The 26,056-nt window shown below is 41.3% G+C and carries 30 protein-coding genes and 1 pseudogene; 11 read left to right on the top strand and 20 right to left on the bottom strand.

Annotated features, from left to right (window positions below; all coding sequences use genetic code 11):
- Positions 1-78 precede the first annotated feature (78 nt).
- The 8 genes from HT718_RS00590 to HT718_RS00555 form a co-directional block, all read right to left on the bottom strand.
- On the bottom strand, positions 79-933 hold the full coding sequence (locus tag HT718_RS00590) for a MetQ/NlpA family ABC transporter substrate-binding protein (protein ID WP_070482468.1): 855 nt from the start codon (positions 931-933) through the stop codon (positions 79-81).
- Positions 934-1,086: 153 nt separating this feature from the next.
- A complete protein-coding gene (locus HT718_RS00585) occupies positions 1,087-1,917 on the bottom strand; it encodes an amino acid ABC transporter substrate-binding protein (RefSeq protein ID WP_173266607.1) in 831 nt (276 codons plus the stop codon).
- A gap of 103 nt (positions 1,918-2,020) precedes the next feature.
- Entirely contained in the window at positions 2,021-2,344 is a 324-nt protein-coding gene (locus tag HT718_RS00580; RefSeq protein WP_173266605.1) for an AzlD domain-containing protein, read from the bottom strand.
- Entirely contained in the window at positions 2,334-3,029 is a 696-nt protein-coding gene (locus HT718_RS00575; RefSeq protein WP_173266603.1) for an AzlC family ABC transporter permease, read from the bottom strand. Before HT718_RS00575 ends, HT718_RS00580 begins: the two co-directional genes overlap by 11 nt.
- A gap of 119 nt (positions 3,030-3,148) precedes the next feature.
- On the bottom strand, positions 3,149-4,159 hold the full coding sequence (gene tsaD / locus HT718_RS00570; RefSeq protein WP_173266601.1) for a tRNA (adenosine(37)-N6)-threonylcarbamoyltransferase complex transferase subunit TsaD: 1,011 nt from the start codon (positions 4,157-4,159) through the stop codon (positions 3,149-3,151).
- Positions 4,149-4,586 (bottom strand): ribosomal protein S18-alanine N-acetyltransferase, encoded by a 438-nt coding sequence (gene rimI / locus HT718_RS00565; protein WP_173266599.1) that lies wholly within the window; start codon positions 4,584-4,586, stop codon positions 4,149-4,151. Before rimI ends, tsaD begins: the two co-directional genes overlap by 11 nt.
- On the bottom strand, positions 4,583-5,266 hold the full coding sequence (gene tsaB, locus HT718_RS00560; RefSeq protein ID WP_173266596.1) for a tRNA (adenosine(37)-N6)-threonylcarbamoyltransferase complex dimerization subunit type 1 TsaB: 684 nt from the start codon (positions 5,264-5,266) through the stop codon (positions 4,583-4,585). The genes rimI and tsaB overlap by 4 nt, the downstream gene beginning before the upstream one ends.
- 104 nt (positions 5,267-5,370) lie before the next feature.
- Positions 5,371-5,586 (bottom strand): hypothetical protein, encoded by a 216-nt coding sequence (locus tag HT718_RS00555; protein ID WP_049539856.1) that lies wholly within the window; start codon positions 5,584-5,586, stop codon positions 5,371-5,373.
- A gap of 278 nt (positions 5,587-5,864) precedes the next feature.
- Between HT718_RS00555 and HT718_RS00550 the strand changes: the two genes are divergently transcribed.
- Positions 5,865-6,098 (top strand): DNA-dependent RNA polymerase subunit epsilon, encoded by a 234-nt coding sequence (locus HT718_RS00550; RefSeq protein ID WP_000639572.1) that lies wholly within the window; start codon positions 5,865-5,867, stop codon positions 6,096-6,098.
- A 1-nt stretch (position 6,099) separates the two neighbouring features.
- Positions 6,100-7,779: a ribonuclease J gene (locus HT718_RS00545; RefSeq protein ID WP_173266593.1), complete on the top strand. Its 1,680-nt coding sequence runs from the start codon at positions 6,100-6,102 to the stop codon at positions 7,777-7,779.
- 138 nt (positions 7,780-7,917) lie between these two features.
- On the opposite strand, the gene mnmG is transcribed toward HT718_RS00545, so the two are convergent.
- The 8 genes from mnmG to HT718_RS00520 all read right to left on the bottom strand — a co-directional run bounded on the left by mnmG (position 7,918) and on the right by HT718_RS00520 (position 13,865).
- Entirely contained in the window at positions 7,918-9,831 is a 1,914-nt protein-coding gene (gene mnmG / locus HT718_RS00540; protein WP_173266591.1) for a tRNA uridine-5-carboxymethylaminomethyl(34) synthesis enzyme MnmG, read from the bottom strand.
- Positions 9,821-10,249 carry an NUDIX hydrolase gene (locus HT718_RS00535; RefSeq protein ID WP_173266589.1) on the bottom strand — a complete coding sequence of 143 codons (429 nt, stop codon included), beginning with the start codon at positions 10,247-10,249 and terminating at the stop codon, positions 9,821-9,823. Before HT718_RS00535 ends, mnmG begins: the two co-directional genes overlap by 11 nt.
- A gap of 11 nt (positions 10,250-10,260) precedes the next feature.
- The gene (locus HT718_RS00530; protein WP_173266587.1) at positions 10,261-10,716 is read right to left on the bottom strand and encodes an NUDIX hydrolase; all 456 of its coding nucleotides are present in this window, start codon (positions 10,714-10,716) and stop codon (positions 10,261-10,263) included.
- A 140-nt stretch (positions 10,717-10,856) separates the two neighbouring features.
- On the bottom strand, positions 10,857-11,978 hold the full coding sequence (gene mnmA, locus HT718_RS00525) for a tRNA 2-thiouridine(34) synthase MnmA (RefSeq protein WP_173266585.1): 1,122 nt from the start codon (positions 11,976-11,978) through the stop codon (positions 10,857-10,859).
- Between the two features lie 156 nt (positions 11,979-12,134).
- Complete coding sequence (locus HT718_RS09505; RefSeq protein WP_240147342.1) at positions 12,135-12,350, bottom strand: hypothetical protein; 216 nt, start codon at positions 12,348-12,350, stop codon at positions 12,135-12,137.
- 48 nt (positions 12,351-12,398) lie between these two features.
- Positions 12,399-12,611, bottom strand: a complete 213-nt coding sequence (locus HT718_RS09500; protein ID WP_042903440.1) for a hypothetical protein — start codon at positions 12,609-12,611, stop codon at positions 12,399-12,401.
- 30 nt (positions 12,612-12,641) lie between these two features.
- The gene (locus HT718_RS09775; RefSeq protein ID WP_020899980.1) at positions 12,642-12,833 is read right to left on the bottom strand and encodes a hypothetical protein; all 192 of its coding nucleotides are present in this window, start codon (positions 12,831-12,833) and stop codon (positions 12,642-12,644) included.
- Positions 12,834-13,118: 285 nt separating this feature from the next.
- Entirely contained in the window at positions 13,119-13,865 is a 747-nt protein-coding gene (locus HT718_RS00520) for a hypothetical protein (protein ID WP_173266583.1), read from the bottom strand.
- 155 nt (positions 13,866-14,020) lie between these two features.
- On the opposite strand from HT718_RS00520, the gene HT718_RS00515 reads away from it, so the two are divergent.
- Positions 14,021-14,884: a helix-turn-helix transcriptional regulator gene (locus tag HT718_RS00515; protein ID WP_173266581.1), complete on the top strand. Its 864-nt coding sequence runs from the start codon at positions 14,021-14,023 to the stop codon at positions 14,882-14,884.
- Positions 14,885-14,935: 51 nt separating this feature from the next.
- On the opposite strand, the gene HT718_RS00510 is transcribed toward HT718_RS00515, so the two are convergent.
- Complete coding sequence (locus HT718_RS00510) at positions 14,936-15,577, bottom strand: LysM domain-containing protein (RefSeq protein ID WP_173266579.1); 642 nt, start codon at positions 15,575-15,577, stop codon at positions 14,936-14,938.
- Positions 15,578-15,817: 240 nt separating this feature from the next.
- Between HT718_RS00510 and sdaAB the strand changes: the two genes are divergently transcribed.
- Genes sdaAB through HT718_RS00495 form a run of 3 tightly spaced genes read left to right on the top strand, consistent with a single transcriptional unit; the run spans position 15,818 to position 18,024 of the window.
- On the top strand, positions 15,818-16,489 hold the full coding sequence (gene sdaAB, locus HT718_RS00505; RefSeq protein WP_000838912.1) for an L-serine ammonia-lyase, iron-sulfur-dependent subunit beta: 672 nt from the start codon (positions 15,818-15,820) through the stop codon (positions 16,487-16,489).
- 8 nt (positions 16,490-16,497) lie between these two features.
- Positions 16,498-17,370 carry an L-serine ammonia-lyase, iron-sulfur-dependent, subunit alpha gene (gene sdaAA, locus HT718_RS00500; RefSeq protein ID WP_173266577.1) on the top strand — a complete coding sequence of 291 codons (873 nt, stop codon included), beginning with the start codon at positions 16,498-16,500 and terminating at the stop codon, positions 17,368-17,370.
- 21 nt (positions 17,371-17,391) lie between these two features.
- Positions 17,392-18,024 carry an HAD hydrolase-like protein gene (locus HT718_RS00495; RefSeq protein ID WP_173266575.1) on the top strand — a complete coding sequence of 211 codons (633 nt, stop codon included), beginning with the start codon at positions 17,392-17,394 and terminating at the stop codon, positions 18,022-18,024.
- A 261-nt stretch (positions 18,025-18,285) separates the two neighbouring features.
- Here HT718_RS00495 and HT718_RS00490 read toward each other — a convergent pair.
- The 3 genes and pseudogenes from HT718_RS00490 to HT718_RS00480 all read right to left on the bottom strand — a co-directional run.
- Positions 18,286-18,423 (bottom strand): annotated as a pseudogene (locus tag HT718_RS00490) (IS3 family transposase); the annotation flags it as partial.
- A gap of 151 nt (positions 18,424-18,574) precedes the next feature.
- On the bottom strand, positions 18,575-20,425 hold the full coding sequence (locus HT718_RS00485; RefSeq protein WP_173266573.1) for a nucleoside-diphosphate sugar epimerase/dehydratase: 1,851 nt from the start codon (positions 20,423-20,425) through the stop codon (positions 18,575-18,577).
- Positions 20,426-20,492: 67 nt separating this feature from the next.
- Positions 20,493-21,530 (bottom strand): glycosyltransferase family 2 protein, encoded by a 1,038-nt coding sequence (locus HT718_RS00480; protein ID WP_261442720.1) that lies wholly within the window; start codon positions 21,528-21,530, stop codon positions 20,493-20,495.
- Between the two features lie 150 nt (positions 21,531-21,680).
- Between HT718_RS00480 and HT718_RS00475 the strand changes: the two genes are divergently transcribed.
- The 5 genes from HT718_RS00475 to HT718_RS00455 all read left to right on the top strand — a co-directional run bounded on the left by HT718_RS00475 (position 21,681) and on the right by HT718_RS00455 (position 25,918).
- The gene (locus HT718_RS00475; protein ID WP_173266571.1) at positions 21,681-22,847 is read left to right on the top strand and encodes an MFS transporter; all 1,167 of its coding nucleotides are present in this window, start codon (positions 21,681-21,683) and stop codon (positions 22,845-22,847) included.
- 138 nt (positions 22,848-22,985) lie between these two features.
- A complete protein-coding gene (locus tag HT718_RS00470) occupies positions 22,986-23,312 on the top strand; it encodes a PadR family transcriptional regulator (protein WP_000273858.1) in 327 nt (108 codons plus the stop codon).
- Complete coding sequence (locus HT718_RS00465; RefSeq protein WP_049539870.1) at positions 23,299-23,892, top strand: DUF1700 domain-containing protein; 594 nt, start codon at positions 23,299-23,301, stop codon at positions 23,890-23,892. The genes HT718_RS00470 and HT718_RS00465 overlap by 14 nt, the downstream gene beginning before the upstream one ends.
- Complete coding sequence (locus HT718_RS00460; RefSeq protein ID WP_173266568.1) at positions 23,885-24,796, top strand: DUF4097 family beta strand repeat-containing protein; 912 nt, start codon at positions 23,885-23,887, stop codon at positions 24,794-24,796. The genes HT718_RS00465 and HT718_RS00460 overlap by 8 nt, the downstream gene beginning before the upstream one ends.
- A gap of 57 nt (positions 24,797-24,853) precedes the next feature.
- On the top strand, positions 24,854-25,918 hold the full coding sequence (locus HT718_RS00455) for a DUF6574 domain-containing protein (RefSeq protein ID WP_173266566.1): 1,065 nt from the start codon (positions 24,854-24,856) through the stop codon (positions 25,916-25,918).
- The last annotated feature ends 138 nt before the right edge of the window (positions 25,919-26,056 follow it).

The raw sequence follows: 26,056 nt of genomic DNA, 5'->3' as shown, positions 1-26,056 counted from the left end.
ACCTATAGTCTTCTTTACAATCCATGCTCTATACAAAAGCAAGAGGTGGAATTTTCTCTCCCACCTCCCTGTTTCTTATTACCAAACTGGTTGATCCAAACCGTCTGATGTTTCTTCAATAACTTTTTTCACTTCATCTGTGTGGTAAGCTGCGATTACTTTCTTGATAGCATCAGCCTTAGGTGATGATTCCCAATCTTTTTTCGCAACGATGATGTTGTACCATTGTTTTGAGTTTTCATCAGCTTGTTCTTTGAAAAGTGCTTTCTTGTAGTCCAATTTTGCTTCTGTAACGAAGGTATTGTTTACAACGGCAGCGTCAACTGATGACAATGAACGAGCTGTTTGGCTAGCGTCCAATTCAGTGATTTTCAAGTTCTTTGGATTTTCTTTGATGTTAGCAACTGTTGCAAGAGCAGTTCCTGAAACGTCCAATTTAATCAAGCCAGCTGATTGAAGCAAGTAAAGCGCACGGCTTTCGTTTGTAGCATCATTCGGTACAGCAATTTCTCCGTTTGCTGGGATGTCTTCTACTTTAGTGTACTTGTTGTCACTTCCATTCAAACCTGAGTAAAGGCGAATTGGAGAGATGTAAGTATCTGCAATCGCTACAAGGTCTTTTCCGTTTTCTTTGTTCCAGTTGTTCAAGAAGTTATAGTGTTGGAAAGCGTTCAAGTCTACTTCGCCATCAGCAGTTGCCTTGTTTGGTTGTGAGTAGTCTGTGAACTCTGTAAATTCCAAAGTGATACCGTCTTTTTTAACCAATTCTTGGATTTTGTCCCAACGTTTTTCTTCAGAACCGCTACGGTTAACAGTTGCGATTTTGATAGTTGTTGCATTGTCTGCTTTCTTTTCTGAGTTTCCGCAAGCTGCAAGAGCCAAACCTGCGACTGTAGCAAGGGCTGCTACACCAAGCCATTTTTTAATTTTCATGATTCTTTCTCCTTAAAAATAATACCGTACTAGTATCTCACAATTTGTTTGATTTCACAAATTGTTATTAGATAGCCAGATATATAGTTTAAAACTATATCCCTAAAAACCGAGAAATCACCCACCTGATTCAGAATGGATGATTTCAAAAAATTATTTAATATCAGCTTCTGCTGGTAGATAAGTGTCTCCGAAGAATTGTTTAGACAATTTTTCAAGGGTTCCGTCTTTGTAGAGTTCTTGGATACGTTTGTCTACAAATGTTTTCAACTCATCTTGACCTTTAGCAAGAAGTGGGTAAACATAAGGTTGTTGGTCGCTTGGAAGTTCGATCACTTTCAAGTTGTCCAAACCTTGGTCCTTGATGACTGTTTCAACACCGATTTTATCAAAAATCTTGTAGTCAAACTGGCCATCGCTCAAGCGTCCCATGATTTGTTGGAAGTCTGCTTTAGTATACTTTAGGACAGTTGGATTATCTGAATGTTGTTTGTTGTAGTCTTCTAGCTGTTTAGCAGAAGTTGTCCCTTGAACAACTTCTGTTGATTTTCCACCGATATCATCAAGCGATTTGATGCTAGGGTCATCTTTTTTCACTACAAGAACGTTAGGGTTTTTAGCAGTTGGAGCTGCATAAAGGTATTTTTCAGCACGTTCTTTAGTGTAGCTGATGTTGCTAACAGCCATATTGTAACGGTCGGCATCAAGTCCTGCAAAGACTCCTGACCACTCTGTCTTCTCAAACTTGACATCATACTTGTCAGAGTCTTTAAAGATAGCGCGAACCACTTCAATTTCGTAACCAGTCAATTCGCCATTTTCTTCATAGTTGAATGGTTTTGGTGTAGCATTAGTTGCAACGATAATTTCTTTCTTGCTAGCTGCTTCTCCCTCTTTCTTAACACCACCTGAGCAAGCTGCTAGCACACCTGCAGCAACAAGCCCTAGGGCAGCAAGAGATGAGTATTTAACGATTTTTTTCATGTCATTTCCTCCAAAATAGAATACCTTATAATCTTAACAGAAAAAGACCATTTACGCCATTATATGATATCTATATCTGTGATAGGTTTTCTTTATGGCTAATTTAAAAGACCAAACGCAAGATTGCAATCAAGACCACTCCAAAGAGAACTGTGCCGACTAGATTGCGGTAGCGAAAGGCTACCCAAGCTGTTGGAAAGACGGCTAAGAAGTCCAGCCATTTGATTTGAGGAAGGCTTCCAATCTTACCTGTCACTACGCTTGAAAGAATCAAGGCAAAGATAATAGAAACAGGCAGGAACTTCAAAAAACGCTCAACGATTCCAGGCAAGCCCTTATACTTGACCAAGATGAAGGGAATCATACGGGGAATCCAAGTCACAAGACCAGAGAAAATAACTGCTAATAAAAGATACTTACTGACCATCTAAAACCACCCCTATCGTACAACCAAGTAGCGTCGCAAACAAAACAGCTAGCGACTGAGACACCACTGTCAAGAGTAAAAAGAAGGACACCGCAACAACTGCTAAGATAACTAACAGGTTACGGGCAGGAATCCGTCTTTGCATAATCTGGAATTGCGAAGCAAAAATTCCGATGAACATCCCAACAAGAGCAAAATCTAAACCAAAGATCTCTGGATTTGGCAGCAGGCCACCCAGAGCCGTTCCGACTACTGTCCCCACAAACCAAGCCACATAGCTGTTGAGATTGTTCCCGTGCATCCACATAGGATTGACCTTGTCTGTATGGGCCAATTCGCCCATCAAAACGCCATAAGTCTCATCCGTCAAGATACTAGACATACCGATATTGTGCCAAAGACTGGTATGGCGAAAATAAGTCGATGCGTGTAAACTCAACAAAAAGAGACGCAAATTAATCAAAAAAACCGTCATAGCAATGGCAGCCACAGGAGCCTGCACTGCAATCAAGGCCAACATGGCAAACTGGGCACTCCCAGCATAAACAAAGAGGCTCATCAAGCCCATCTCAACAGGTGTCACATAGGGCGCACCAATAATCCCACAGGCCAGTCCGATACTGATATAACCAAGGGCCGTTGGCATGGCTGCCTGCGCCCCCTCCCAAAATCCTTTTTCTTTCATCTTTCTCCTCATATTGTCTTAATAAGTAGGCTGAATCAATTCCAGCCACAGCATGGACTATTATAACACATTCAGGAAAGAGAAAAAAGTCTGCTGATTGTAATCAGACAGACTCCATTTTATTCCATCGTATCAAAAGCAAGGCTTGGTTTAGCATTGAGATCCAAGTTGGCGAAGTTTTCTTTGTTCCACTCGCTGACGCTGGCATAGGCAATCATACCTGCATTGTCTCCGCAAAGACGCAGAGGTGGGATGATAACCTTGACATCTGTGATTTCGGCCGCTAGGCGTTCTCTGAGGCCTTTATTGGCAGCCACGCCACCAGCCACGACTAGGGTTTTAACAGGGTATTTTCCCAAGGCTTTCTTGGTTTTAGCCATGAGAATGTCCATAACTGCTGCTTGGAAGGATGCACACAAGTCCTCTGTTGACAAGCTATCTCCCTTTTGCTCGGCATTGTGGTGAAGATTGATAAAGGCAGATTTCAAACCTGAGAAGGAGAACTCTAGATTGTCCTCCTTAATCATGGCACGTGGGAAATCATAAATATCCTGCCCCTGATGAGCCAACTCGTCAATCTCGCGACCTGCTGGATAGGTCAAGCCCATGACGCGACCGACCTTGTCATAGGCCTCACCAACTGCATCATCACGGGTTTCCCCAACAATCTTGTAATCACCAGCCTCAGAAACATAGACCAACTCTGTGTGTCCACCGCTGACTAGAAGGGCTAGCAAGGGGAATTCCAAGGGCTCCACACTTTGAGCCGCCATGAGGTGACCAGCCATGTGGTTAACAGGGATAAGTGGAAGTCCATGTGCCCAAGCAAAGGCCTTGGCAGCTGATAAACCAACTAACAGCGCTCCGACCAAGCCTGGTCCATAGGTAACCGCGACAGCCGTTACGTCCTCTTCGGTAATCCCTGCTTCTGCCAACGCCTCCTCGATACAGGCTGTAATGACCTCGACATGGTGACGACTGGCTACTTCAGGCACTACGCCCCCAAAACGTTTGTGGCTCTCAATTTGACTCGCAATGACATTGGACAAGAGCTCGTCATCGTTTTTCAAGACGGCGACACTGGTCTCATCACAGGATGTTTCAAATGCTAAAATATATCTATCCTTCATCTATTTCTCTCTTCATGATAATGGCGTCCTCGACTGGGTCATGGTAGTAGGCCTTTCGCTCAGCGATGACCGCCATCTTTTCTTTCTTGTAAAATGCTTGCGCTCGTTGATTTGACTTTCTGACTTCGAGGAAAATCTCCTTGTCTGTCGGCAGTGTCGCAAACAAGGCTGATGCAATTCCCTGACCCTGATAGGCTCCTTTAACAGCGATTTGCAAGACTTCTGCCTCAAAAAGATTCTCCTGAACAGCTAGAAATCCAATCACTTCGGCCCCATCATAAGCCAGAGCATACCAAGTCTGATCTTGGGACAGATCTGCTTGGATTTGTTCCAGCGTCCAAGGACTGACTGGGTAAACAGCTACCATGACAGCGTAGATGGCTTGAGCCAAGTCAGGCTGTCTTTGGATTCGTCTGATCTCAATCATAGGCGTTTAATGTAGGACTCACCAGACTCGGTGTGGTTCTTGAGCCAGTTTTCCTCAGCCTCGACACGCTTGAGGTAGTTAGGCACAAAGTCGTGCAAGGAGTCTGGTTCCTTATCCCAGGCCAAAAGAGCAAGATTGGCTGCATTGGGCAAGGTTTCTTTGAAATTAGTCCTTGGCAAGTGTTCTTGAATCTGCTCCACAAAGGGGCCAACTTCTCCGACAAAGGTTACCTGACTAGCACCCTTGATTAGCTCAATCACTCGCTCAAAAGGCAAGTGCGCTTCTGGCATGACAGGTTTGGCATTTTCATAAAATCCTGCATAAACATTGTTACGACGCGCATCCATCAAAGGAACGAACAAGCCTTCTTGCTGGTATGGCACCAGAGCTAAGAGACTCGACATACCAACCAACTCGATGTTCAGAGTGTGAGCTAAGGTTTTGGCAGTTGCTACCGCAATTCGCAAGCCTGTGTAGCTCCCCGGCCCTTCCGCTACCACGATTCGGTCCAAATCCTTGGGCGTCCAGTCCAAACTCGCCATCAAAAAATCGATGGCAGGCATCAGAGTAATACTGTGATTTTTCTTGATATTAATCGTCGTCTCGGCAAGAACCTGCTTATCCTCTAAAATAGCGAGAGAAAGAGCCTTGCTGGACGTATCAAAAGCTAATACTTTCATAACACATTCCTATCTTTTTGTCTGCTTACTATTATACTACAAAAGCTGGCACATGGGAATTTTCTTTATCCCCAAACAAAAATGCCCTAGCATAAGCAGGGCATCTAAGCATTTAATCCAAAGTAAAATACAAACCAAACGACATAGGTCACGAGGAGGAGAAAAAGCGAGTAGAGAGTCACAAAACTAATCTTCCACAAGAGCTTGCTTTGTCGTCGTTCCATTTTAGCAAATAGAAGATTCCCCGCATAAACACAAACAACAAAAACAATAAAAGCCACCAAGCGGACTCCGATAGCAAAAGAAAATAAGTTATACATAGGGCAACCTCCTTGACTTAAAAACTATAGGGAATTATGACAAACGATAAAGTCCACTCCCATTATCAAGATAACATATTTTCTTTATTTTTGCAAACGCTTCCCAATAAGTGACTCTATGACTTTCTCGTTCCCATCTTTTACTAATTTTTCATTTTGTGGTATAATTGAAATAATTGTAACGAATCAAGGTCAATCTAGACAAAAAATGGAATAAAATCAAGCAAATATCTGCTAAAAGTTTGGAATAAGCTGACCTGTAAATAGAAAGGAACTATATGATTTACAAAGTTTTTTATCAAGAAACAAAAGAACGTAGCCCACGTCGTGAAACAACACGCGCACTTTACCTAGACATCGATGCCAGCTCAGAACTTGAGGGCCGTATCGCTGCTCGTCAACTTGTCGAAGAAAATCGCCCAGAGTACAATATCGAGTATATCGAACTCTTGTCTGACAAATTGCTAGATTACGAAAAAGAAACTGGCGCCTTCGAAATCACGGAGTTCTAATATGGCCTATACTCTTAAACCTGAAGAAGTCGGCGTTTTTGCCATCGGTGGTCTGGGAGAAATCGGGAAAAATACATACGGGATTGAATACCAAGATGAGATTATCATCGTCGATGCTGGGATTAAATTCCCAGAAGATGACTTGCTAGGTATCGACTATGTCATTCCTGACTACTCTTACATCGTGGACAATATCGACCGCGTCAAGGCTGTTTTGATTACACACGGACACGAGGACCACATCGGTGGGATTCCATTCCTGCTCAAGCAAGCAAATGTCCCTATCTATGCTGGACCGCTTGCCTTGGCTTTGATCCGTGGAAAACTCGAAGAACACGGCCTCTTGCGCAACGCCAAACTTTACGAAATCAACCACAACACTGAGTTGACCTTTAAAAATCTCAAGGCAACTTTCTTTAGAACCACTCACTCTATTCCAGAGCCTTTGGGAATTGTCATTCATACTCCTCAAGGGAAAATCGTTTGTACGGGTGACTTCAAGTTTGACTTTACACCAGTTGGTGAACCAGCAGACTTGCACCGCATGGCCGCTCTTGGTGAAGAAGGCGTGCTCTGTCTCCTATCTGACTCGACAAATGCGGAAGTGCCAACATTTACCAACTCTGAAAAAGTCGTTGGCCAGTCTATCATGAAGATTATCCAAGGCATTGAAGGACGTATCATCTTTGCATCCTTTGCCTCAAATATCTTCCGTCTCCAACAAGCAACTGAAGCCGCTGTTAAGACTGGACGCAAGATTGCGGTCTTTGGTCGCTCTATGGAAAAGGCCATTGTCAACGGAATCGAGCTTGGCTACATCAAAGCTCCTAAGGGAACCTTTATCGAGCCAAATGAAATCAAAGACTACCCTGCAGGCGAGATTCTTATCCTCTGTACAGGTAGTCAGGGTGAGCCGATGGCAGCCCTCTCTCGTATCGCCAACGGAACCCACCGTCAGGTACAACTCCAACCCGGTGATACGGTTATCTTCTCTTCAAGTCCAATCCCTGGAAACACGACTAGCGTCAACAAGCTGATTAACATCATTTCTGAAGCTGGTGTCGAAGTTATCCACGGTAAAGTGAACAATATCCATACATCTGGACACGGTGGCCAGCAAGAGCAAAAACTCATGCTCCGCTTGATTAAGCCAAAATACTTCATGCCTGTCCACGGTGAATACCGCATGCAAAAAGTCCACGCTGGACTAGCAGTGGATACTGGTGTTGAGAAGGACAATATCTTTATCATGAGCAATGGTGATGTGCTTGCCCTTACTGCTAACTCAGCTCGTATTGCAGGTCATTTCAACGCCCAAGACATCTATGTCGATGGAAATCGTATCGGTGAAATCGGTGCTGCTGTCCTCAAAGATCGTCGCGATCTATCTGAAGACGGTGTCGTTCTGGCAGTCGCAACTGTTGACTTCAAATCGCAGATGATTCTGTCTGGACCAGATATCCTCAGCCGAGGCTTTGTCTACATGAGAGAGTCTGGAGACTTGATTCGCCAAAGCCAACGCATCCTCTTCAATGCAATTCGTATCGCACTGAAAAACAAGGATGCTAGTGTTCAATCTGTCAATGGTGCCATTGTCAACGCTATTCGCCCCTTCCTTTATGAAAATACAGAACGTGAACCGATCATCATCCCAATGATCCTTACACCAGATGAAGAATAAATCATAAAACAGCCCCGTCTTCGGAGCTGTTTTTCTCTATGCTTTCTTTTTAGATTAAAACTCAATAAAAATCGAAATCAGACTAGAAGGCTAGGCGAAAGCATAACTTAAGTTAGGTGAGCCGAAGCCGACGACGTATCATTTTGATTTTTGAAGAGTTTTAGAAATACTACGATTTTTACCTTCAAGATACACCATCAAAATAGAAATATCTGCTGGGTTTACTCCCGAAATACGGCTGGCTTGGCCGATGGTTTCTGGATTGATGAGTTTGAACTTCTGACGAGCTTCCGTCGCAATAGAATCAATATCATCCCAATCAATATTGGCTGGAATGCGTTTTTCTTCCATGCGTTTCATCTTGGCAACCTGATCCATGGCTTTTGAGATATAGCCTTCGTACTTGATTTCTGTTTCAATCAATTCGATAATCTTGTCATCCAAGTCCTCTGCTGCTGGTCCGATGAAGGCCACCACATCTTGGTAAGACACTTCTGGACGGCGAAGGAATTCCTTGGCTGTCACCGCATCTGTCAACGGCTTGAAGCCCATCTCCTCAACCTTGGCATTGGTTTCCTTGATCGGCTTGAGTTTGATGCTGTCTAGGCGTTTCATCTCATTTTCAAATTGATTTTTCTTGATTTCAAAGCGAGCCCAGCGTTCATCATCCACAAGTCCAATCTCGCGTCCCATCTCTGTCAAACGCATATCGGCATTGTCATGACGGAGGATGAGACGGTACTCAGCACGACTGGTCAATAGACGGTAGGGTTCAATGGTTCCCTTGGTCACCAAGTCATCAATCATGACCCCAATATAACCGTCACTGCGCTTCAAAATCAACTCAGACTTGCCTTGGATTTTCAGAGCGGCATTGATACCCGCGATAATCCCTTGGCCTGCTGCCTCTTCGTAACCTGACGTTCCATTGGTCTGACCAGCAGTGAAAAGTCCTGAGATTTTCTTGGTTTCCAGAGTCGCACGCAACTGATGAGGCAAGACCATGTCGTACTCAATGGCATAACCTGTCCGCATCATCTCTGCATTTTCCAAACCTTTAATGGAATGAACCAAGTCACGCTGGACATCCTCAGGCAGACTTGTTGAAAGTCCTTGAACATAGACTTCCTCAGTATTGCGCCCTTCTGGCTCAAGGAATAGTTGGTGGCGTTCCTTGTCCGCAAAGCGCACAATCTTGTCCTCAATCGACGGACAGTAACGAGGGCCCACTCCCTTGACCACACCTGTAAACATAGGCGCACGGTGGAGGTTGTTTTGGATAATCTCATGACTGGTACCATTTGTGTAGGTCAACCAGCATGGCACTTGGTCCTTGACATAATCCTCATCACGTGAAGTATATGAGAAGTGATTTGGCGCTTCGTCTCCTGGCTGAATCTCTGTCACGTCATAATTGATAGAAGAAGCCTTGACACGTGGAGGGGTTCCTGTCTTGAAACGACCGATTTCGAGGCCCAATTCCTTGAGATTGTCAGCAAGGTTAATAGAAGCTAGGCTGTGGTTAGGACCTGATGAGTACTTGAGGTCTCCGATGATAATTTCCCCACGGAGGGCCGTCCCTGTCGTTACGATAACGGCCTTAGCAGCATATTCTTGATGGGTCGCTGTACGAACACCGACAACCTTGCCATCTTCCACCAAAATCTCATCAATCATGGTTTGACGAAGGGTCAGATTTTCTTGATTTTCAACTGTCTTGCGCATCTCCTTAGAGTAAAGCTCCTTGTCAGCCTGCGCACGAAGGGCACGAACAGCTGGCCCCTTCCCTGTGTTGAGCATCTTCATCTGGATGTAAGTCTTGTCAATGGTTTTGGCCATCTCGCCACCGAGGGCATCGACTTCACGCACGACAATCCCCTTGGCTGATCCACCAATAGAGGGGTTACAAGGCATGAAAGCTAGCATTTCAATGTTGATGGTCGCAAGTAAGACCTTACAGCCCATACGGCTAGCGGCTAGGGATGCTTCTACCCCAGCGTGTCCCGCACCGATTACAATAATATCGTATTCTTCCGTAAAATTATAAGTCATTTTTTAACCTTTCAAAAATTTCTCGCAAATAAGGAACTAACTTCTCCTCCTCTAGAGCTTGATTCATAGTGACCCATTTAAAGCGTGTATGCTCTTCAGGATCTAATCTGATAATTGGCTTCTCCCCAACCCACTCTGCTTTATAAACTAAGCGAGTAAAGACAGTATCCTTAGAGGTATCCAGTTGACTATCTTCGTGAAGAAGTTTGAGCGAACTGCTATCTAGCCTAACTCCCGCTTCTTCAACACATTCTCTAAGAGCTCCATCTCGCGGAAGCTCACCCTTTTCAACCCCACCACCAGGAATATCCCAATAAGTTGGATAAACGTTGGGTTGTCCTCTTTTAATTTCCGAACGCTGAATGAGCAAATAATCATCACCACTATGAACAAGTACATGGGCAATAAGCTTAACCATCCTTTTCTCTCCTATTCCTCAAGATGGATGTGTCGCAGTTGACCGTCCCAATCTGGTAGGGCTGTTTTTAAAAAGGATGGAACTAGCTGGAAATCCTCAAGCTTATCCAAGTCAATCCATTCACAGGGCTGCCTTTTCTCATCTTCCTGCATGGTCAATGGGGCATCTTCAAGCAAATCCACCAGATAATGAAACTCGATATTGTGATAATAAACACCGTCTTGTTCAAAACGATTTTCAACCACAAAAGCTAGCTGCCCAGCTTGAGCTTTGACACCCAGTTCTTCCCTCACTTCACGGACTACCGCGTCTTCCGTGCTTTCATTGACTTGAATCGCACCGCCGATAGTGTAATACTTGTTCTTGTCTTTGGTAACTAAAAGCTTGCGATTTTGGACAATCAAGGCTGTCGCCCGAACGCCAAAAACTGTATTTCCTACTTTTGTCCGAAAGTCTTGTTGAGTCATTTTTGTCCTTTCCCTTAAACGACACAAAAACAGTCAAAACTCCAAAGAAGTGCAGGACAAAAAAGCCTGCAACATCCATGAGCTTTGACCATCATTTCTATTGCTTTTATTATTGTAGCAAATTGAGAAAATTTGTCAATCTAAATGTACTGACAAACTTGTCCATCTCGATAAGCATTGTCAATCAAGCCGCCACCTAGACACTCTTCGCCATCGTAAAAGACAACTGCCTGTCCTGGTGTAATCGCGCGTTGCGATTCTGCAAAGATAACCTCTGCCTTATCTCCTTTGACATATACAGTCACCTTCGAATCAGGCTGACGGTAGCGGAATTTTGCTGTGCATTCTAGCGTAAATTCCTCTGGCATCTCACGAGTAAAGTGAACTTGACTAGCCTCTAGGCTGGTTGACATGAGCGAATCATGGTAGAATCCTTGTCCTACATAGAGAATATTCTTGCTTAGGTCTTTTCCGACAACGAACCAAGGGGCATTGTCACCACCGTGTTGCCCACCGATACCCAGACCGCCACGCTGACCGATTGTATAATACATAAGTCCTGCATGCTCGCCCATATCGCGACCATCCACAGTCATCATGCGACCAGGCTGAGCTGGTAAGTAGTTGCTGAGGAAATTTTTAAAGTTCTTTTCTCCGATAAAGCAAATTCCTGTCGAGTCTTTCTTCTTAGCAGTCGCAAGGCCTGCTTCTTCTGCGAGTCTGCGAACTTCAGGTTTTTCCAAATGTCCCAGTGGAAACATGGTTTTTTGAAGTTGTTCTTGCGAAAGTTGGCTGAGGAAATAGGTTTGGTCCTTGCCATTGTCCACGCCACGAAGCATGTGAACAGTGCCATCCTCATCACGCGCCACTCGGGCATAATGCCCAGTCGCTACATAGTCTGCCCCCAAGGTCATAGCATAGTCCAAAAAGGCCTTAAACTTGATTTCCTTGTTGCACATAACATCTGGATTTGGTGTGCGTCCTGCACGGTATTCCGCTAGGAAATACTCAAAAACGCGGTCCCAGTACTCTTTTTCAAAATTGACAGAGTAATAGGGAATACCGATCTGATCTGCTACCGCAGCCACATCCTTGTAATCTTCGGTCGCCGTACAGACGCCGTTTTCATCTGTGTCATCCCAGTTCTTCATGAAGATACCGATCACATCGTAGCCCTGCTCCTTGAGCAAAAGAGCCGTCACCGACGAATCAACACCACCACTCATCCCCACGACAACACGTGTTTTAGAGTTATCACTCATGGTAAGTCTCCCATCTATTCGTTTATTCACGATTGAAGGTCGTGTGTGCTTCACGATTGAAGGTCGCTTGAGCAGTATTCATTATAACACGCTTGGTTAGAGAAGACAAGAAAGAGGCTGATAATCTACCAAGCTCTGATTTTATTGATAAAAACTTTAGTCATCATCGTCTCTATAAAAATATTTTCTATACACTCTTGATAATACCAAAATTAATGCCAATATCATACCAAGAGCTATAATGATAGAATTTATTAGATTTATTTTAGTATATCCAATCACTAGTCCAATAATTGGACTAGTAGACATGCTTAGATATAATAAAAATGAATAAAAATGAATCTCACCAATTCCTGCAAAAAAATGTTTCATTTTAAATATCCCAATTTTACCTTTCGTCTTTATAATCCTCTAGCAAATCTATTGACTTCTCTTTTTTTTGAAAAATCTTGACAGCAAATTTACTCCACTTAATGCCACTAAAATTTCAATGGGCAAAAAATAGTAATCCCATATCAAATGAGAAATCAGCAATGTTAGAAATAGTATACAGTCAATATAACTATTCTGAAAATACTCTGTAATTACATAATACAGAAACACCACAACCATCAACATTAAAACAACCATCATAATACTATCATCCTGTCCTTCTCACTAATGCTACTTCCAAAATTTAATTTTTTTATGACTTAGTAACGCAATTCCAATTAGCAATACACCTAAAATAAATAAAAATATCTCCCAAAATTTATTCTCAGTTTTAATGAAAGGTATAAGATACATACTAACCAATATGAAACTTACTCCTAAAAGGGCAGAGACCACTCTGACTTTATCACTTAGTTTAAACATATTTGATTCCCCATAAAATAAGCAGTGACTACGTTTACTGTATCATTTCCCCGTAATAAAGAACTTCTTTATGTAGAGATAATTTCCCATCAAGACACATCATCTCTTCTTGCTCAAGAGCAACATCATTATTTGGTGATACGAGTTTCATGAGATTTCTCCTCTTTAACGTTGCATGGTTAGGATAGCTCTCTAATCAGTAATCGTCGACTGCGTTTAAAGCACTTTGTTACCTAGATAAGATATCCTTTCTCTACCTGATTTGATTTTAAAGAGAACTAAGATTTAACCATATCTATCACACTTCTTATTTTTAAATAATTCATACTCTTTTTCTCTAATAAAGGGAAGTGAAAAATTAGAAAAAATTAGTAGAATTGAAAACAGATATTCGTCTTTTTGTATCACTAAAACATAACCTAAAAATATATAGACAATCAAATCTAGTACAAAAAGAGAAAATATCCTCCTTTTCATCATCTCACTTGAATTAAAGATTCTGTTTAATAGAATCTTTATCGTAGTATCTATACAAATTTTTATCAAAAAGATAAGAGCAAATACACGATTAGCAACTGTACCATGAAGAATAAATGGAAATATAGTTAATATAAAACTAGAAATCTCTAAATATTTTATCCAAGGAGATTGAGACATCTTACTTTTAAACTGACTGATTTTCCTATATTCACTAGCTAATCTAGTATCAAACTCTTTACCAATTTTATTAAAGATTAAGAACTCCAGGATAAAAATACTGATTAATACGATATAAATAGAAACCTTTCCTGGGAAATATTTATTGATTAAAATCGGGAAACTCATTAACAGAACCGAATTTATGGCTAGACAGATAGATACTATTTTATTTTTCACAGAATATAGAGGTAGCGATACTATTGAATAGAGAAACGCTAAAAAAAGAAGCAATAAATACTCAGTACTGCTAATTAACGGCGCCCTTAATGATAAAAATAGATAGGCACCCCACACGATGATATGCGCTTTACGAATTGACTCTACACTACTCATCCTTTTCCTCTTATCTTTGGTTCCATTTTTAAACTATGTCAACCTTTTTCACAACTTTATTTCGACTTTCTTTTTTACTTTTTACACTGCTATGATACAATATTTTTAACAAAATTTTATTGTTTGTTAACTTTTTTCACGAAAAGGAGAAAATCATGCGTTATGATTTCGGAAAGGTCTATAAAGAAATACGTGAGTCAAAGGGGCTGACCCAAGAAGAGGTCTGTGGGGGTGTTCTCTCAAGAACCAGCCTATCAAAAATCGAAAGCGGTAAGACAACTCCAAAATATGAAAATATGGAATTTCTTCTCCGTCAAATCAATATGAGTTTTGAAGAGTTTGAATATATCTGTCAACTTTATCAACCAAGTCAACGTACAGAAATTATGCAAACCTATCTCAATATGCGTTCCATTATCAGGAGCAGCGATCTTGTCAATTTATTTCAAAAATGCCAAGACTACCTCAAGACCCACCACGATCTCCCTATAGAAGAAATCAGAGACATGCTTGAAGTTGTCATTTATATCCGTCAACACGGGACAGGGGAACTATCGGATCACGCAGAACAGGTTGTCAAAAAACTTTGGAGAAAAATTGAAAAACAAGATACATGGTATGAGAATGACCTGAAAATCCTCAATACCATTCTTTTCAGTTTTTCCATTGAATACCTCCATCTCATCACTGGAAAAATATTGCAACGCCTAGAAGTTTATAAAAACTATCAACATTTATATGACTTGCGAATGACAATTCTATTAAACCTTTCCACTATTTACTTATACAATCAAGACAAAAACATGTGTAAGCAAATTTGCTACACCTTGCTAGAGGATGCCAAGAAAAAGAAAAGATACGATATTTTAGCAATCACTCATGTTCGAATAGGTATTTGCACTAGTAATAATCATCTTATTCAAAAGGGCTTCTCCCTTCTGGAGTTAACCGACGAAACCTCAATGCTATCTCACCTCAAAAAGGAAGTAGATACCTGTTATCAAGCAAAGGAAATATAAAAAAGTCGAGGAAATCCCTCGACTTTTGCATCTTATTCTGCTAGTTAGTTCTTAGTACCAACCGTTGTTAAGCCAGAAGTTCTTAGCAGCTATCCATGAACCGTAACGTTCTGCTACATAAGCATCTGCTACACGTTCTTGGTTTTCTGCTGAGTAGTCACCGTTCAAGTATGAATCTGTCAATTGGTAACGTCCAATGTAACGTCCGTTTGTAGCTGTGTAGCTACCGCCTGATTCTTTTTGTGCAATCCATTCTTTAGCTTCTGCTTCAGATCCGCTTACAGTTGCAGCTGGTGCTGAAGTTTCTGCTGCAGCAACAGTTTCTTCTGCTGCAGGTGTGCTTGCTACTGGAGCTGCTTCTTCTGTAGTTTCTGCTGCTGGAGCTGAAACAGTTTCATCTTGAGCAGCTGGTGCTTCATAAGTAGTTGGCGCTGGTGTTACAGCAGGCGCTACAGGGCCATCGATAACCAACTCTTGACCAACATAAATCAAATGAATGTTGTCAATGTGGTTGTTTTCTGCCAATTTCTCAACAGTTGTGTTGTGAGTTTCAGCGATTTCTGAAAGTGTATCACCTTCTTTAACAGTGTAAGTTGATGATTCTTGAGCAGATACAAATGATGGAGCAAATACTGCAAACAAGGCAGCTACTCCTGCAAGGGTTGTTTTAATCTTTTTAGTTGTTGATTTCATATTCGAAAATTCTCCTTCTTTCTATAGTTCTATCATACCCTTTAAATATTACTGTTTCTTGACACTTTTATGTAGAAATATTACAAAATTATTTTTTATTTCCCTAAATAAGGTATTTTTTGTCATAAAAGATACTATTTTTATGCCATTTATAGTGTAAAAAGGTTTTCATCCACAATTAAAGCCAAGACCTTCATTCTTTGATATAATAGAGATAAGAATTTTTATAAGGGGAAACTGATGAAATCACTTCGTTTTCAATCTGTCTTTGATATCATCGGACCAGTCATGATTGGCCCATCTAGTAGCCATACCGCTGGCGCTGTTCGTATTGGGAAGATTGTCTCTTCCATTTTTGATGATACTCCGACAGAAGTCGAATTCCAACTATTTAACTCATTTGCCAAGACCTATCGTGGTCACGGGACAGACCTAGCCCTTGTTGCTGGTATTTTGGGCATGGATACAGATGATCCTGAAATTCCAAACAGTCTGGAGATTGCCCACAAGCGTGGCATCAAGATTGTCTGGACCATTCAAAAAGACAGCAATGCTCCGCATCCTAACACCACTAAAATTACCGTCAAAAATGCCCACAAGACCATCAGCGTAACTGGTATTTCTATCGGTGGAGGAAATATTCAGGTCACCGAACTCAATGGCTTTGCCGTCTCTCTCAATATGAATACACCGACTATCATCATCGTTCATCAAGATATTCCAGGTATGATTGCCCTCGTTACGGAGGCTCTTTCACGCTATGGTATCAATATCGCCCAGATGAACGTTACTCGTGAAAAAGCTGGTGAAAAAGCCATTATGATTATCGAAGTTGATAGTCGCAACTGTGATGAGGCCATCGAAGAAATTCGAAAAATCCCTCATCTCCACAATGTCAATTTCTTTAAATAGGAGGAAGCATGTTTTATTCTATCAAAGAATTGGTCGAGCAGGCAGAACTGGACTTTCAAGGAAATGTCGCAGAACTCATGATTACAACGGAGTTTGAATTGACCGGTCGCGAACGTGAAGAAGTCCTCCTTCTCATGGAGCGCAATCTGGAAGTCATGAAAGCCTCTGTCCAACTCGGCCTCAATGAAAATAAATCTCGTAGCGGCCTGACAGGTGGAGATGCTGCCAAATTGGATCACTACATCAAAAACGGAAAAACTCTATCAGATTACACGATACTCTCAGCTGCCCGAAATGCCATCGCAGTCAATGAACACAATGCCAAAATGGGCTTGGTCTGTGCTACTCCAACCGCTGGAAGTGCTGGCTGTCTGCCCTCAGTTCTAACAGCTGCTATTGAAAAATTAGACCTCAACCACGAGCAACAACTAGATTTCCTCTTTGCTGCCGGTGCCTTTGGACTAGTCATCGCAAACAACGCCTCTATCTCGGGTGCTGAGGGTGGCTGTCAGGCCGAAGTTGGTTCTGCCTCTGCTATGAGTGCTGCCGCCTTGACTCTGGCTGCTGGTGGAACACCTTATCAGGCCAGTCAGGCCATTGCCTTTGTCATTAAAAATATGCTAGGTCTCATCTGTGACCCTGTTGCCGGCTTGGTCGAAGTTCCCTGTGTAAAGCGCAATGCCATGGGAGCCAGCTTTGCCTTTATCGCAGCAGACATGGCCCTGGCAGGTATCAAATCTAAAATCCCTGTGGATGAAGTAATCGATGCCATGTACCAAGTAGGAGCAAGCATGCCAACTGCCTTTCGTGAAACAGCTGAAGGTGGACTCGCTGCCACCCCTACTGGTCGTCGCCTCCAAAAAGAAATTTTCGGAGAATAATCTTATCAAATAGGAGAAACTATGACCTCTATCTCAGCTATCTTTTTTGATCTGGATGGAACCCTCGTGGATAGTTCTATCGGGATTCACAATGCCTTTACCCATACCTTTAAAGAGCTCGGGGTGCCTAGCCCTGATGCCAAAACGATTCGTGGTTTTATGGGACCGCCCCTTGAAAGTAGTTTTGCAACCTGCCTGCCCAAAGAACAAATCGCTGAGGCTGTGCAGATATACCGTTCTTACTATAAGGAAAAAGGCATCCATGAAGCTCAGCTCTTCCCTCAGATTGTAGACTTGCTTGAGGAGTTATCTAGCAATTGTCCTCTCTACATCACCACGACAAAAAACACTCCAACTGCTCAGGATATGACTAAAAACTTGGGAATCCATCATTTCTTTGATGGCATTTATGGTTCCAGCTCTGAAACTCCACATAAAGCAGATGTCATTCGCCAAGCCTTGCAGACACATCAACTAGCCCCTCAACAAGCCATCATCATTGGAGATACCAAGTTTGATATGCTGGGAGCTCAAGAAACCGGCATTCAGAAATTGGCCGTCACTTGGGGATTTGGAGAGCAAGCAGATCTACTAAACTATCAACCTGATTATATCGCCCACAAACCCTTAGAAGTTTTAGGGTATTTTCAATAACATAGACTGGGCAACGACTCTATTTCAGAAGAAAATAAAGTAATACTCAATGAAAATCAAAGAGCAAACTAGGAAACTAGCCGCAAGTTGCTCAAAGCACTGCTTTGAGGTTGTAGATAGAACTGACGAAGTCAATAACCATACCTACGGAAAAGCGACGTTGACATAGTTTGAAGAGATTTTCGAAGAGTATAAGTCTCTACATAACAAAACGCATACTACCAAGTTTTTTGTACTGACCCCAAAAAGTTGGACAAATAATTATTGAAAGGATTTAGTTCTGTACTGCACAGGACTAAGTCCTTTTAGTTTTACCTTAATTCTCTTGTTATTGTAATAATCAATATAGTCTATAATAGCTTGTTCCAATTGATTAAGTGATTTATTTGAAAGCTTCTCTAAGCTATATCCTTGTTTTCTAAGTTTATAGATTTGAACTTTATTATCATAAGTTAATTTCATAATAAAAACACCCCAAAAGTTAGATTTTTTCTGTCTAACTTTTGGGGTGCAGTTCAGTTTCAAGTCCTGATAATATGCGTTTTCTTTTTTATTCAACGTGGGTTGTTTGATTAGCAAAGGCGATAATGGCTTGCTTCAACTCATCTCCTCTGAGAGTTCGGAACTCTTCAATCTTTTGATCGATGGCTTCTAGAGGCATGACATTAACCTTACCAACGAAAATCTTATCCATAACTTGGTTATCAACAAGTTCGGTTGATACCAAGAGTTCTTCGTAAAGTTTTTCACCTGGACGGATTCCAACTTCAACGATTGGAATTTCGCTTTCGGTGTGCCCACTTAGAAGGACCATTTTCTTGGCCAAATCATAAATCTTGACTGGTTTGCCCATATCAAGAATAAAGACTTCTCCATCTTTAGCATAAGCGCCAGCATGGATAACCAAACGGCTAGCTTCTGGAATGGTCATGAAGTAACGGGTCATGCGGAAGTCTGTCACCGTTACAGGACCACCTTCAGCAATCTGACGTTCAAAGACTGGAATCACACTACCACGGCTACCAAGAACATTCCCAAACCGAACTGCACAGTAGGTAGATTGGCTACGTTGGTTAAAGCCAGTGACAATCAACTCAGCCACGCGCTTGGTTGCTCCCATAACATTGGGTGGATTGACCGCCTTATCCGTTGAAATCATAACCATCTTAGGTACTTTGGCTTCATCAACAGCCTTAGCAACATTGTAGGTTCCACGTATATTGTTTTTGAAGGCTTCTTTTGGATTGCGCTCCATCATAGGAACGTGTTTGTGGGCAGCCGCATGATAAACAATAGCAGGCTTGTACTGCTCAAAGACTTGCAACAAACGATCATAGTCTTGAATATCCGCAATCACAGGTACATAATCAATCCCTTGGAATGTACGAATCAATTCATGATACACAAGGTAGATTGAATTTTCCCCATGACCAAGCAAGACAATGCGTTCAGGATTGAAACGGCTAACTTGGCGACAGATTTCAGAACCGATTGAACCACCAGCACCTGTAACTAAGATTGTTTTTCCAGTAAGTTCTGTACCCAAACGCGATTCGTCCAGACGAATTTCCTGACGCCCCAAAAGGTCTGTGATATCAATCTTCTGGAATCCTCCACCTGCTTGGTGAAGTCCCTGAACAACCGTTTCAACCTTAGGCATCTTGTAACATTTGATACCCAGCTTATTACACATCTGCAAGATACGCTCATATTCTGACGGGTCAAGAGACGGAATCGCAACGATCACACGCTCTATTTGATGACGTTTGGCTAATTCAGGCAGATTGTCATAAGAGCCCAAAACAGGAATCCCACCAAGTTTTTGACCCTTTTTCTTAGCATCCTTATCTAAAATACCGACAAGTTCCAAATCACTGGTTGGATGTTGGTAACTATCCATAAAGAGAGCCCCACCATCACCGGCACCAATCAAGAAGGTCCGACGGTGTTCTCCATCACCACTACCTTTTTTGCGCCTTGAATAGATTAACTGCCAAGTAATCCGTGGCAATAAAATCAAGAAGGTACTCAACAAGATAAAGAGCACGATAAAACGGATAGAGAAGAGTGGTAAAAAGGCATAGCAAATACTATATGACAAGATACTGCTAGCAGACACACCAAAAAAGATTTTCATGAAATCCGTAATCTTGCTGTAACGACTAATACTAGCGTTCAACCCCCAAAAAGCAATCATCAACTGATAAAACAAGAAGGCCAAACTCGTATAGATAATGTAGTCAACAGGTGCTGGATTAATCAAGCCGTAGAATAAGATATAAGATACAATGATGGAAACCACCATACTCAAAATATCAAATATGCCCCAGAAGACCTGTTTTTGTTGTTTATTTAAAATTTCCACCAGATCAATGACATAATCTGTGAGTTTTTTATTCATAGAAATTTACTCCTCCTTAAAAGAGTTTTACTATATTGTTATTGTATCACATTTTAATTTATTTGGCTTATTTCTCCAAATAAATTACTGTTCCCTTGTACTCTTTCTTCCATTTAAATCCTCTAATTAAACCTACAATCGTCCCAAGGCCATAAGCAAAGTGAATGAAAAATAAAAGAAAGGGCATCACAATTAGAAATCCATTTTTATGTTTTAATAAAGTTAACAAAGTGAGTAATAATAAAAGTAGAAAATAGGCACCTAATAATAAAGTTATGAATACGAATGTGATCGGTAACAATGCTAGACTAAACACAAGACTCAAAACAAATAAACAAGGAACATAGTGAAATAATGATAAACACTTAGGCTGAACATGACTTGTCAAGCCAATCCACAAACCATTTGAATACTTTTGATGCAGCATTTTCTTGAATGTTGGTCGAATATACTGATAAGATAGAATACTTGGGCTATAGCGGATTTTATAACCATGTTCTCGAATTCTATAATGAATATCATTATCTTCCGTTCGACCAAGTTGCTCATTTACTAAACCAACCTTCTGGAAAACCTCTCGTTTATACATCCCATGGAAAATAGAAGAAACATATCTATCCTCGGAACTATTTCGATAATTGGCAATGCTACTGCCAAACATATTTTCCTCAACAAGATGCAAGGTCTCTGCCCATTTTCCCTTTCCTTCAACAATCGTCGGTCTAGGTCCCCCACAGACAAATTCACCTTGTTGAATAACAGCCACATTATTCATTACAAAACTCTCAGTAACTTTTGAATGAGCATCAATTTTTAAAATAAGGTCCCCTACAGAATGTTTAACTCCCAGGTTAAAACCACTAGCTTGATTTTTCTTAGGATTGTTATACAATCTGATTGAGTTAAACTCTGTGTCTTCTTTTATAAATTGCTGAATGATGGCTGTTGTCCCATCTGTAGACATAGCATTTATAAATAGAATTTCAATATTTTCTTTAGGATAGGTTTGATTTTTTAAGTCTTCAATTAGACCAGGCAGATATTTTTCTTCATTGTATGCACTGATTACAATGGATACGAGAAGACTTTCAACATTTTGAGTCACTACTACTCTCCTGAATTTTTCCTTCCACTATTTTATCATAATTTTCATGACTTTCCCATTTTTATCTTGAAAGCCAGAAACCTTACTTGACATTATAGTGAAAAAGCCTTAAAATAAGCTGTTATTAAAATCAGTTAGAAGAGGTATTATATGAAAAAGCAATCACTTTTTTTTGTTCCAGGTATTATCCTGATTGGTGTTTCCTTGCGGACTCCTTTTACTGTTTTACCCATTATATTGGGAGATATTTCGCAAGGGCTGGGGGTAGAAGTTAGTTCGCTTGGTGTCTTGACCAGCCTTCCCCTCCTCATGTTTACCCTCTTCTCCCTATTTTCTACCCGATTAGCTCAGAAAATCGGCTTGGAGCATCTCTTTACCTACAGTCTCTTCTTCTTAACCATTGGTTCTCTGATTCGACTAATCAATCTACCCCTCCTCTATCTAGGAACCTTGATGGTTGGGGCAAGTATCGCAGTCATTAATGTTCTGCTTCCTAGTCTTATCCAAGCTAATCAACCAAAGAAAATTGGTTTTCTGACCACCTTATATGTAACGTCTATGGGGATTGCGACGGCTCTGGCTTCCTATCTAGCCGTGCCTATTACACAAGCCAGTTCTTGGAAAGGACTTATCATCCTCCTCACCTTGCTCTGTCTAGCAACTTTTTTGGTCTGGTTGCCAAATCACCGCTATAATCACAGACTGGCTCCTCAAACCAAACAGAAAAGCCAAACAAAGGTCATGCATAATAAACAGGTCTGGGCAGTTATTGTCTTTGCAGGTTTTCAATCCTTACTCTTTTACACTGCTATGACCTGGCTACCTACAATGGCTATCCATGCAGGCCTATCCAGTCACGAAGCTGGCTTGCTTACCTCTATCTTCTCTCTTATTAGTATTCCTTTTTCAATGACCATCCCAAGCCTGACAACCAGCTTGTCAACTCGCAACCGTCAGCTCATGCTTACTCTGGTTTCACTAGCTGGCGTGGTCGGCATTTCCATGCTCTTCTTCCCGATCAATAATTTCATTTACTGGCTTGCTATCCATCTCTTCATCGGAACCGCAACCAGTGCCCTCTTCCCTTATCTCATGGTCAACTTTTCACTCAAGACAAGCGCCCCTGAAAAGACAGCCCAATTGTCTGGCCTATCTCAAACAGGAGGCTATATCCTAGCAGCATTTGGGCCAACCCTCTTTGGTTACAGTTTTGACCTGTTCCATTCTTGGGTGCCAGCTGTAGCTGCTCTCTTGCTCGTCGATATCCTGATGACTGTGGCCCTCTTTACAGTGGACAGAGCTGATAAAATCCTTTAAACTTCTAGTGTTTCCTAGAAGTTTTTTATATATAAAAATTTTACACATTTCTCTTGACAGGGCTTTCTTTTAGATGTACAATGTATGTGTAGAAAAATTATATATAAAAATCTTACACATTAGAAAAGGAGGTTCCCCATGTACTTTCCAACATCCTCTGCCTTGATTGAATTTCTCATCTTGGCCGTACTGGAGCAGGATGATTCTTATGGTTATGAGATTAGCCAAACCATTAAGCTGATCGCTAATATCAAAGAATCTACACTCTATCCTATCCTAAAAAAATTGGAAGGCAATAGCTTTCTGACAACCTATTCTAGAGAGTTCCAAGGTCGCATGCGCAAATACTACTCCTTGACAAATGGTGGTATAGAACAGCTCGTGACCCTAAAAGATGAATGGGCACTCTATACAGACACCATCAATGGCATCATAGAAGGGAGTATCCGCCATGACAAGAACTGAATACCTGACTCAGCTAGAACTTTATCTCAAAAAACTGCCTCAGGCTGACCAAATTGAAGCCATGGACTATTTCAGGGAACTCTTTGACGATGCTGGAGTCGAAGGAGAAGAAGAACTCATCGCTAGCTTGGGAACTCCTAAGGAAGCAGCTCACGAAGTCCTATCTAATCTTCTCGATAAAAAAATCAATGAGGCACCCGCTCAAAAAAATAACCGACAAATTTTGCATATCGCCTTGTTAGCTCTCCTTGCAGCACCCATCGGTATTCCTCTGGGAATCGCCATCCTCGTGGCCCTGTTCGGAATCCTTGTGGCAGCTTTGACTGTCATTCTGGCTTTCTTTGCGATTTCCATACTTGGTATCATTGGCGGATTCCTATTTTTAGTTGAAAGTTTTACTATCTTAGCCCAAGCCAAATCAGCCTTTATCTTGATTTTTGGTTCTGGTTTACTGGCTATCGGTGCTTCTTCACTAGTCTTACTAGGTATTTCCTATGTAGCCCGCTTCTTCGGCCTACTCATTGTTCGCCTGGTGCAATTTGTTCTTAAAAAAGGAAAGAGAGGTGATCATCATGCATAAATTGACAAGAGGATTTCTCATTTTTGGTGTGGTGACTACCGTTGTCGGATTTATCCTGCTCTTTGTAGGTATCCAATCTGACGGGATCAAGAGCCTACTTGCCATGTCCAAGGAGCCTGTCTATGATAGTCGGATGGAAGAGTTGACCTTTGGCAAGGAAGTCGAAAATTTAGAGATCACTCTCCACCAGCACGCTCTGACCATCACAGACTCTTTCGATGATCAAATCCACATTTCTTATCATCCATCTATTTCTGCTCACCATGATCTTATCACAAATCAAAACGATAAAACGCTGAGCCTCACTGATAAGAAACTGTCTGAAACTCCATTTCTCTCTTCTGGAATTGGCGGGATTCTCCATATCGCAAGTAGCTACTCTCGTCGTTTTGAAGAAGTTATTCTCCAATTGCCAAAAGGGAGAGCTCTCAAAGGGATCAACGTGTCAGCCAATCGTGGACAAACCAGTATCACTAATGCTAGCCTTGAAAATACGACCCTCAATACAAACAGCTATATCCTCCGAATTAAAGGAAGTCGTATCAAAAACAGTAAACTCACAACCCCTAATATAGTTAATATCTTTGATACAGACCTTACAGATAGTCAGCTAGAATCAACAGAAAATCACTTCCACGCTGAAAATATTAAAGTATATGGTAAAGTAGAACTATCTTCTAAAAATGCGCTCAGTATCATGCTAACTCAAAAAGAAAGCCAAGAAATCAACTTAGACCTATCAAGTCACTATGGTCCTATTTATCAGTTATCAAGAGATGAGAGTCAACGCCACCCCAACGAATTAAGCAACCCTTACAAAACTGAAAAAACTGATGCAAAAGGTCAACTCATAGCTAAGGCTAAAGATTATATTAGTCTTGAAACTACAGCCAACAGACCTTAACAAATCTACTTATATCTACCAAAATGATGTATATACAACTAAAAAGGAGGTTCTACCATGAAACAAGAATGGTTTGAAAGTAATGATTTTGTAAAAATAACAAGCAAGAACAAGCCTGATGAACAAGCCCAAGATGTTGCAGACAAGGCTGAAGAAACAATAGCCGATCCCGATACACCAATTGAAAAAAATACTCAAGTAGAGGAGGAAGTCTCTCAAGCTGAAGTCAAACTTGAAAACCAGCAAAAAGAGAAAATTGAAACACCTGAAGATAGTGAAGCGAAAACAGAAATAGAAGAAAAGAAAGCATTAGATTCTACTGAAGAAGAGCAAGACCTTTCTAAAGAAACAGAAAAAGTCACTATAGCTGAAGAAAGCCAAGAGGCACTTCCTCAGCAAAAACCAACTACGAAAGATCCCCTTCTTATCAGTCAATCCTTAGAAAGTCCCTATATCCCCGACCAAGCTCCAAAATCTACGGATAAATGGAAAGAGCAAGTGCTTGATTTTTGGTCTTGGCTAGTGGAAGCGATCAAATCTCCTACAAGCAGTCTTGAAACAAGTAGCACACACAGTTACACAGCCTTTCTCTTGCTCATTCTGTTTTCTGCATCTTCCTTTTTCTTTAGTATCTACCACATCAAACATGCTTACTATGGACATATAGCAACTATGCATAATCACTTCCCTGAACAATTTGCTTCATTAAATCTCTTTTCGATTATCTCTATCCTAGTAGCAACAACACTCTTCTTCTTTTCATTCCTCTTGGGTAGTTTCGTTGTGAGACGATTTATCCACCAGGAAAAAGACTGGACGCTAGAAAAGGTTCTCCAACAATATAGTCAACTCTTGGCAATTCCAATCTTCCTCACTGCTATTGCTAGTTTCTTTGCCTTCTTTGACAGCCTACGATTTACAGCTCTCTTGTGTGTGATTAGCATTGGAATCATTCTGCTTGCCAGTCTCCATATCATTACAAGACCAAGTCAAGCAAGTGAAACCGACTCCTTCTATCAATTATTCTTGTCTGTCCTTGTGAACGGAGTCATTATCCTCCTCTTCTTTGTAGCTGAAGTGGCACTGATTGGAGATTATCTCCGTATCTTGGCCTTTCTTTAAACTTCATACTCTTCGAAAATCTCTTCAAACCACGTCAGCTTCGCCTTACCGTAGATATATGTTCCTGACTTTGTCAGTCTTATCTACAACCTCAAAACAGTGTTTTGAGCAGCCTGCGGCTAGCTTCCTAGTTTGCTC

Origin of the sequence: Streptococcus sp. 714 (assembly GCF_013277115.1) — a bacterium.
Taxonomy (GTDB): domain Bacteria; phylum Bacillota; class Bacilli; order Lactobacillales; family Streptococcaceae; genus Streptococcus.
The sequence above is the reverse complement of the archived record's forward strand: the minus strand, read 5'-3'. Positions and strand labels throughout refer to the sequence as shown.

Bases quoted from the DNA above. Each gene is read 5' to 3' on its own strand.
- HT718_RS00590 (WP_070482468.1), bottom strand. From the start codon at position 933: ATGAAAATTAAAAAATGGCTTGGTGTAGCAGCCCTTGCTACAGTCGCA.
- HT718_RS00585 (WP_173266607.1), bottom strand. From the start codon at position 1,917: ATGAAAAAAATCGTTAAATACTCATCTCTTGCTGCCCTAGGGCTTGTT.
- HT718_RS00580 (WP_173266605.1), bottom strand. From the start codon at position 2,344: ATGGTCAGTAAGTATCTTTTATTAGCAGTTATTTTCTCTGGTCTTGTG.
- HT718_RS00575 (WP_173266603.1), bottom strand. From the start codon at position 3,029: ATGAAAGAAAAAGGATTTTGGGAGGGGGCGCAGGCAGCCATGCCAACG.
- tsaD (WP_173266601.1), bottom strand. From the start codon at position 4,159: ATGAAGGATAGATATATTTTAGCATTTGAAACATCCTGTGATGAGACC.
- rimI (WP_173266599.1), bottom strand. From the start codon at position 4,586: ATGATTGAGATCAGACGAATCCAAAGACAGCCTGACTTGGCTCAAGCC.
- tsaB (WP_173266596.1), bottom strand. From the start codon at position 5,266: ATGAAAGTATTAGCTTTTGATACGTCCAGCAAGGCTCTTTCTCTCGCT.
- HT718_RS00555 (WP_049539856.1), bottom strand. From the start codon at position 5,586: ATGTATAACTTATTTTCTTTTGCTATCGGAGTCCGCTTGGTGGCTTTT.
- HT718_RS00550 (WP_000639572.1), top strand. From the start codon at position 5,865: ATGATTTACAAAGTTTTTTATCAAGAAACAAAAGAACGTAGCCCACGT.
- HT718_RS00545 (WP_173266593.1), top strand. From the start codon at position 6,100: ATGGCCTATACTCTTAAACCTGAAGAAGTCGGCGTTTTTGCCATCGGT.
- mnmG (WP_173266591.1), bottom strand. From the start codon at position 9,831: ATGACTTATAATTTTACGGAAGAATACGATATTATTGTAATCGGTGCG.
- HT718_RS00535 (WP_173266589.1), bottom strand. From the start codon at position 10,249: ATGGTTAAGCTTATTGCCCATGTACTTGTTCATAGTGGTGATGATTAT.
- HT718_RS00530 (WP_173266587.1), bottom strand. From the start codon at position 10,716: ATGACTCAACAAGACTTTCGGACAAAAGTAGGAAATACAGTTTTTGGC.
- mnmA (WP_173266585.1), bottom strand. From the start codon at position 11,978: ATGAGTGATAACTCTAAAACACGTGTTGTCGTGGGGATGAGTGGTGGT.
- HT718_RS09505 (WP_240147342.1), bottom strand. From the start codon at position 12,350: ATGAAACATTTTTTTGCAGGAATTGGTGAGATTCATTTTTATTCATTT.
- HT718_RS09500 (WP_042903440.1), bottom strand. From the start codon at position 12,611: ATGATGGTTGTTTTAATGTTGATGGTTGTGGTGTTTCTGTATTATGTA.
- HT718_RS09775 (WP_020899980.1), bottom strand. From the start codon at position 12,833: ATGTTTAAACTAAGTGATAAAGTCAGAGTGGTCTCTGCCCTTTTAGGA.
- HT718_RS00520 (WP_173266583.1), bottom strand. From the start codon at position 13,865: ATGAGTAGTGTAGAGTCAATTCGTAAAGCGCATATCATCGTGTGGGGT.
- HT718_RS00515 (WP_173266581.1), top strand. From the start codon at position 14,021: ATGCGTTATGATTTCGGAAAGGTCTATAAAGAAATACGTGAGTCAAAG.
- HT718_RS00510 (WP_173266579.1), bottom strand. From the start codon at position 15,577: ATGAAATCAACAACTAAAAAGATTAAAACAACCCTTGCAGGAGTAGCT.
- sdaAB (WP_000838912.1), top strand. From the start codon at position 15,818: ATGAAATCACTTCGTTTTCAATCTGTCTTTGATATCATCGGACCAGTC.
- sdaAA (WP_173266577.1), top strand. From the start codon at position 16,498: ATGTTTTATTCTATCAAAGAATTGGTCGAGCAGGCAGAACTGGACTTT.
- HT718_RS00495 (WP_173266575.1), top strand. From the start codon at position 17,392: ATGACCTCTATCTCAGCTATCTTTTTTGATCTGGATGGAACCCTCGTG.
- HT718_RS00485 (WP_173266573.1), bottom strand. From the start codon at position 20,425: ATGAATAAAAAACTCACAGATTATGTCATTGATCTGGTGGAAATTTTA.
- HT718_RS00475 (WP_173266571.1), top strand. From the start codon at position 21,681: ATGAAAAAGCAATCACTTTTTTTTGTTCCAGGTATTATCCTGATTGGT.
- HT718_RS00470 (WP_000273858.1), top strand. From the start codon at position 22,986: ATGTACTTTCCAACATCCTCTGCCTTGATTGAATTTCTCATCTTGGCC.
- HT718_RS00465 (WP_049539870.1), top strand. From the start codon at position 23,299: ATGACAAGAACTGAATACCTGACTCAGCTAGAACTTTATCTCAAAAAA.
- HT718_RS00460 (WP_173266568.1), top strand. From the start codon at position 23,885: ATGCATAAATTGACAAGAGGATTTCTCATTTTTGGTGTGGTGACTACC.
- HT718_RS00455 (WP_173266566.1), top strand. From the start codon at position 24,854: ATGAAACAAGAATGGTTTGAAAGTAATGATTTTGTAAAAATAACAAGC.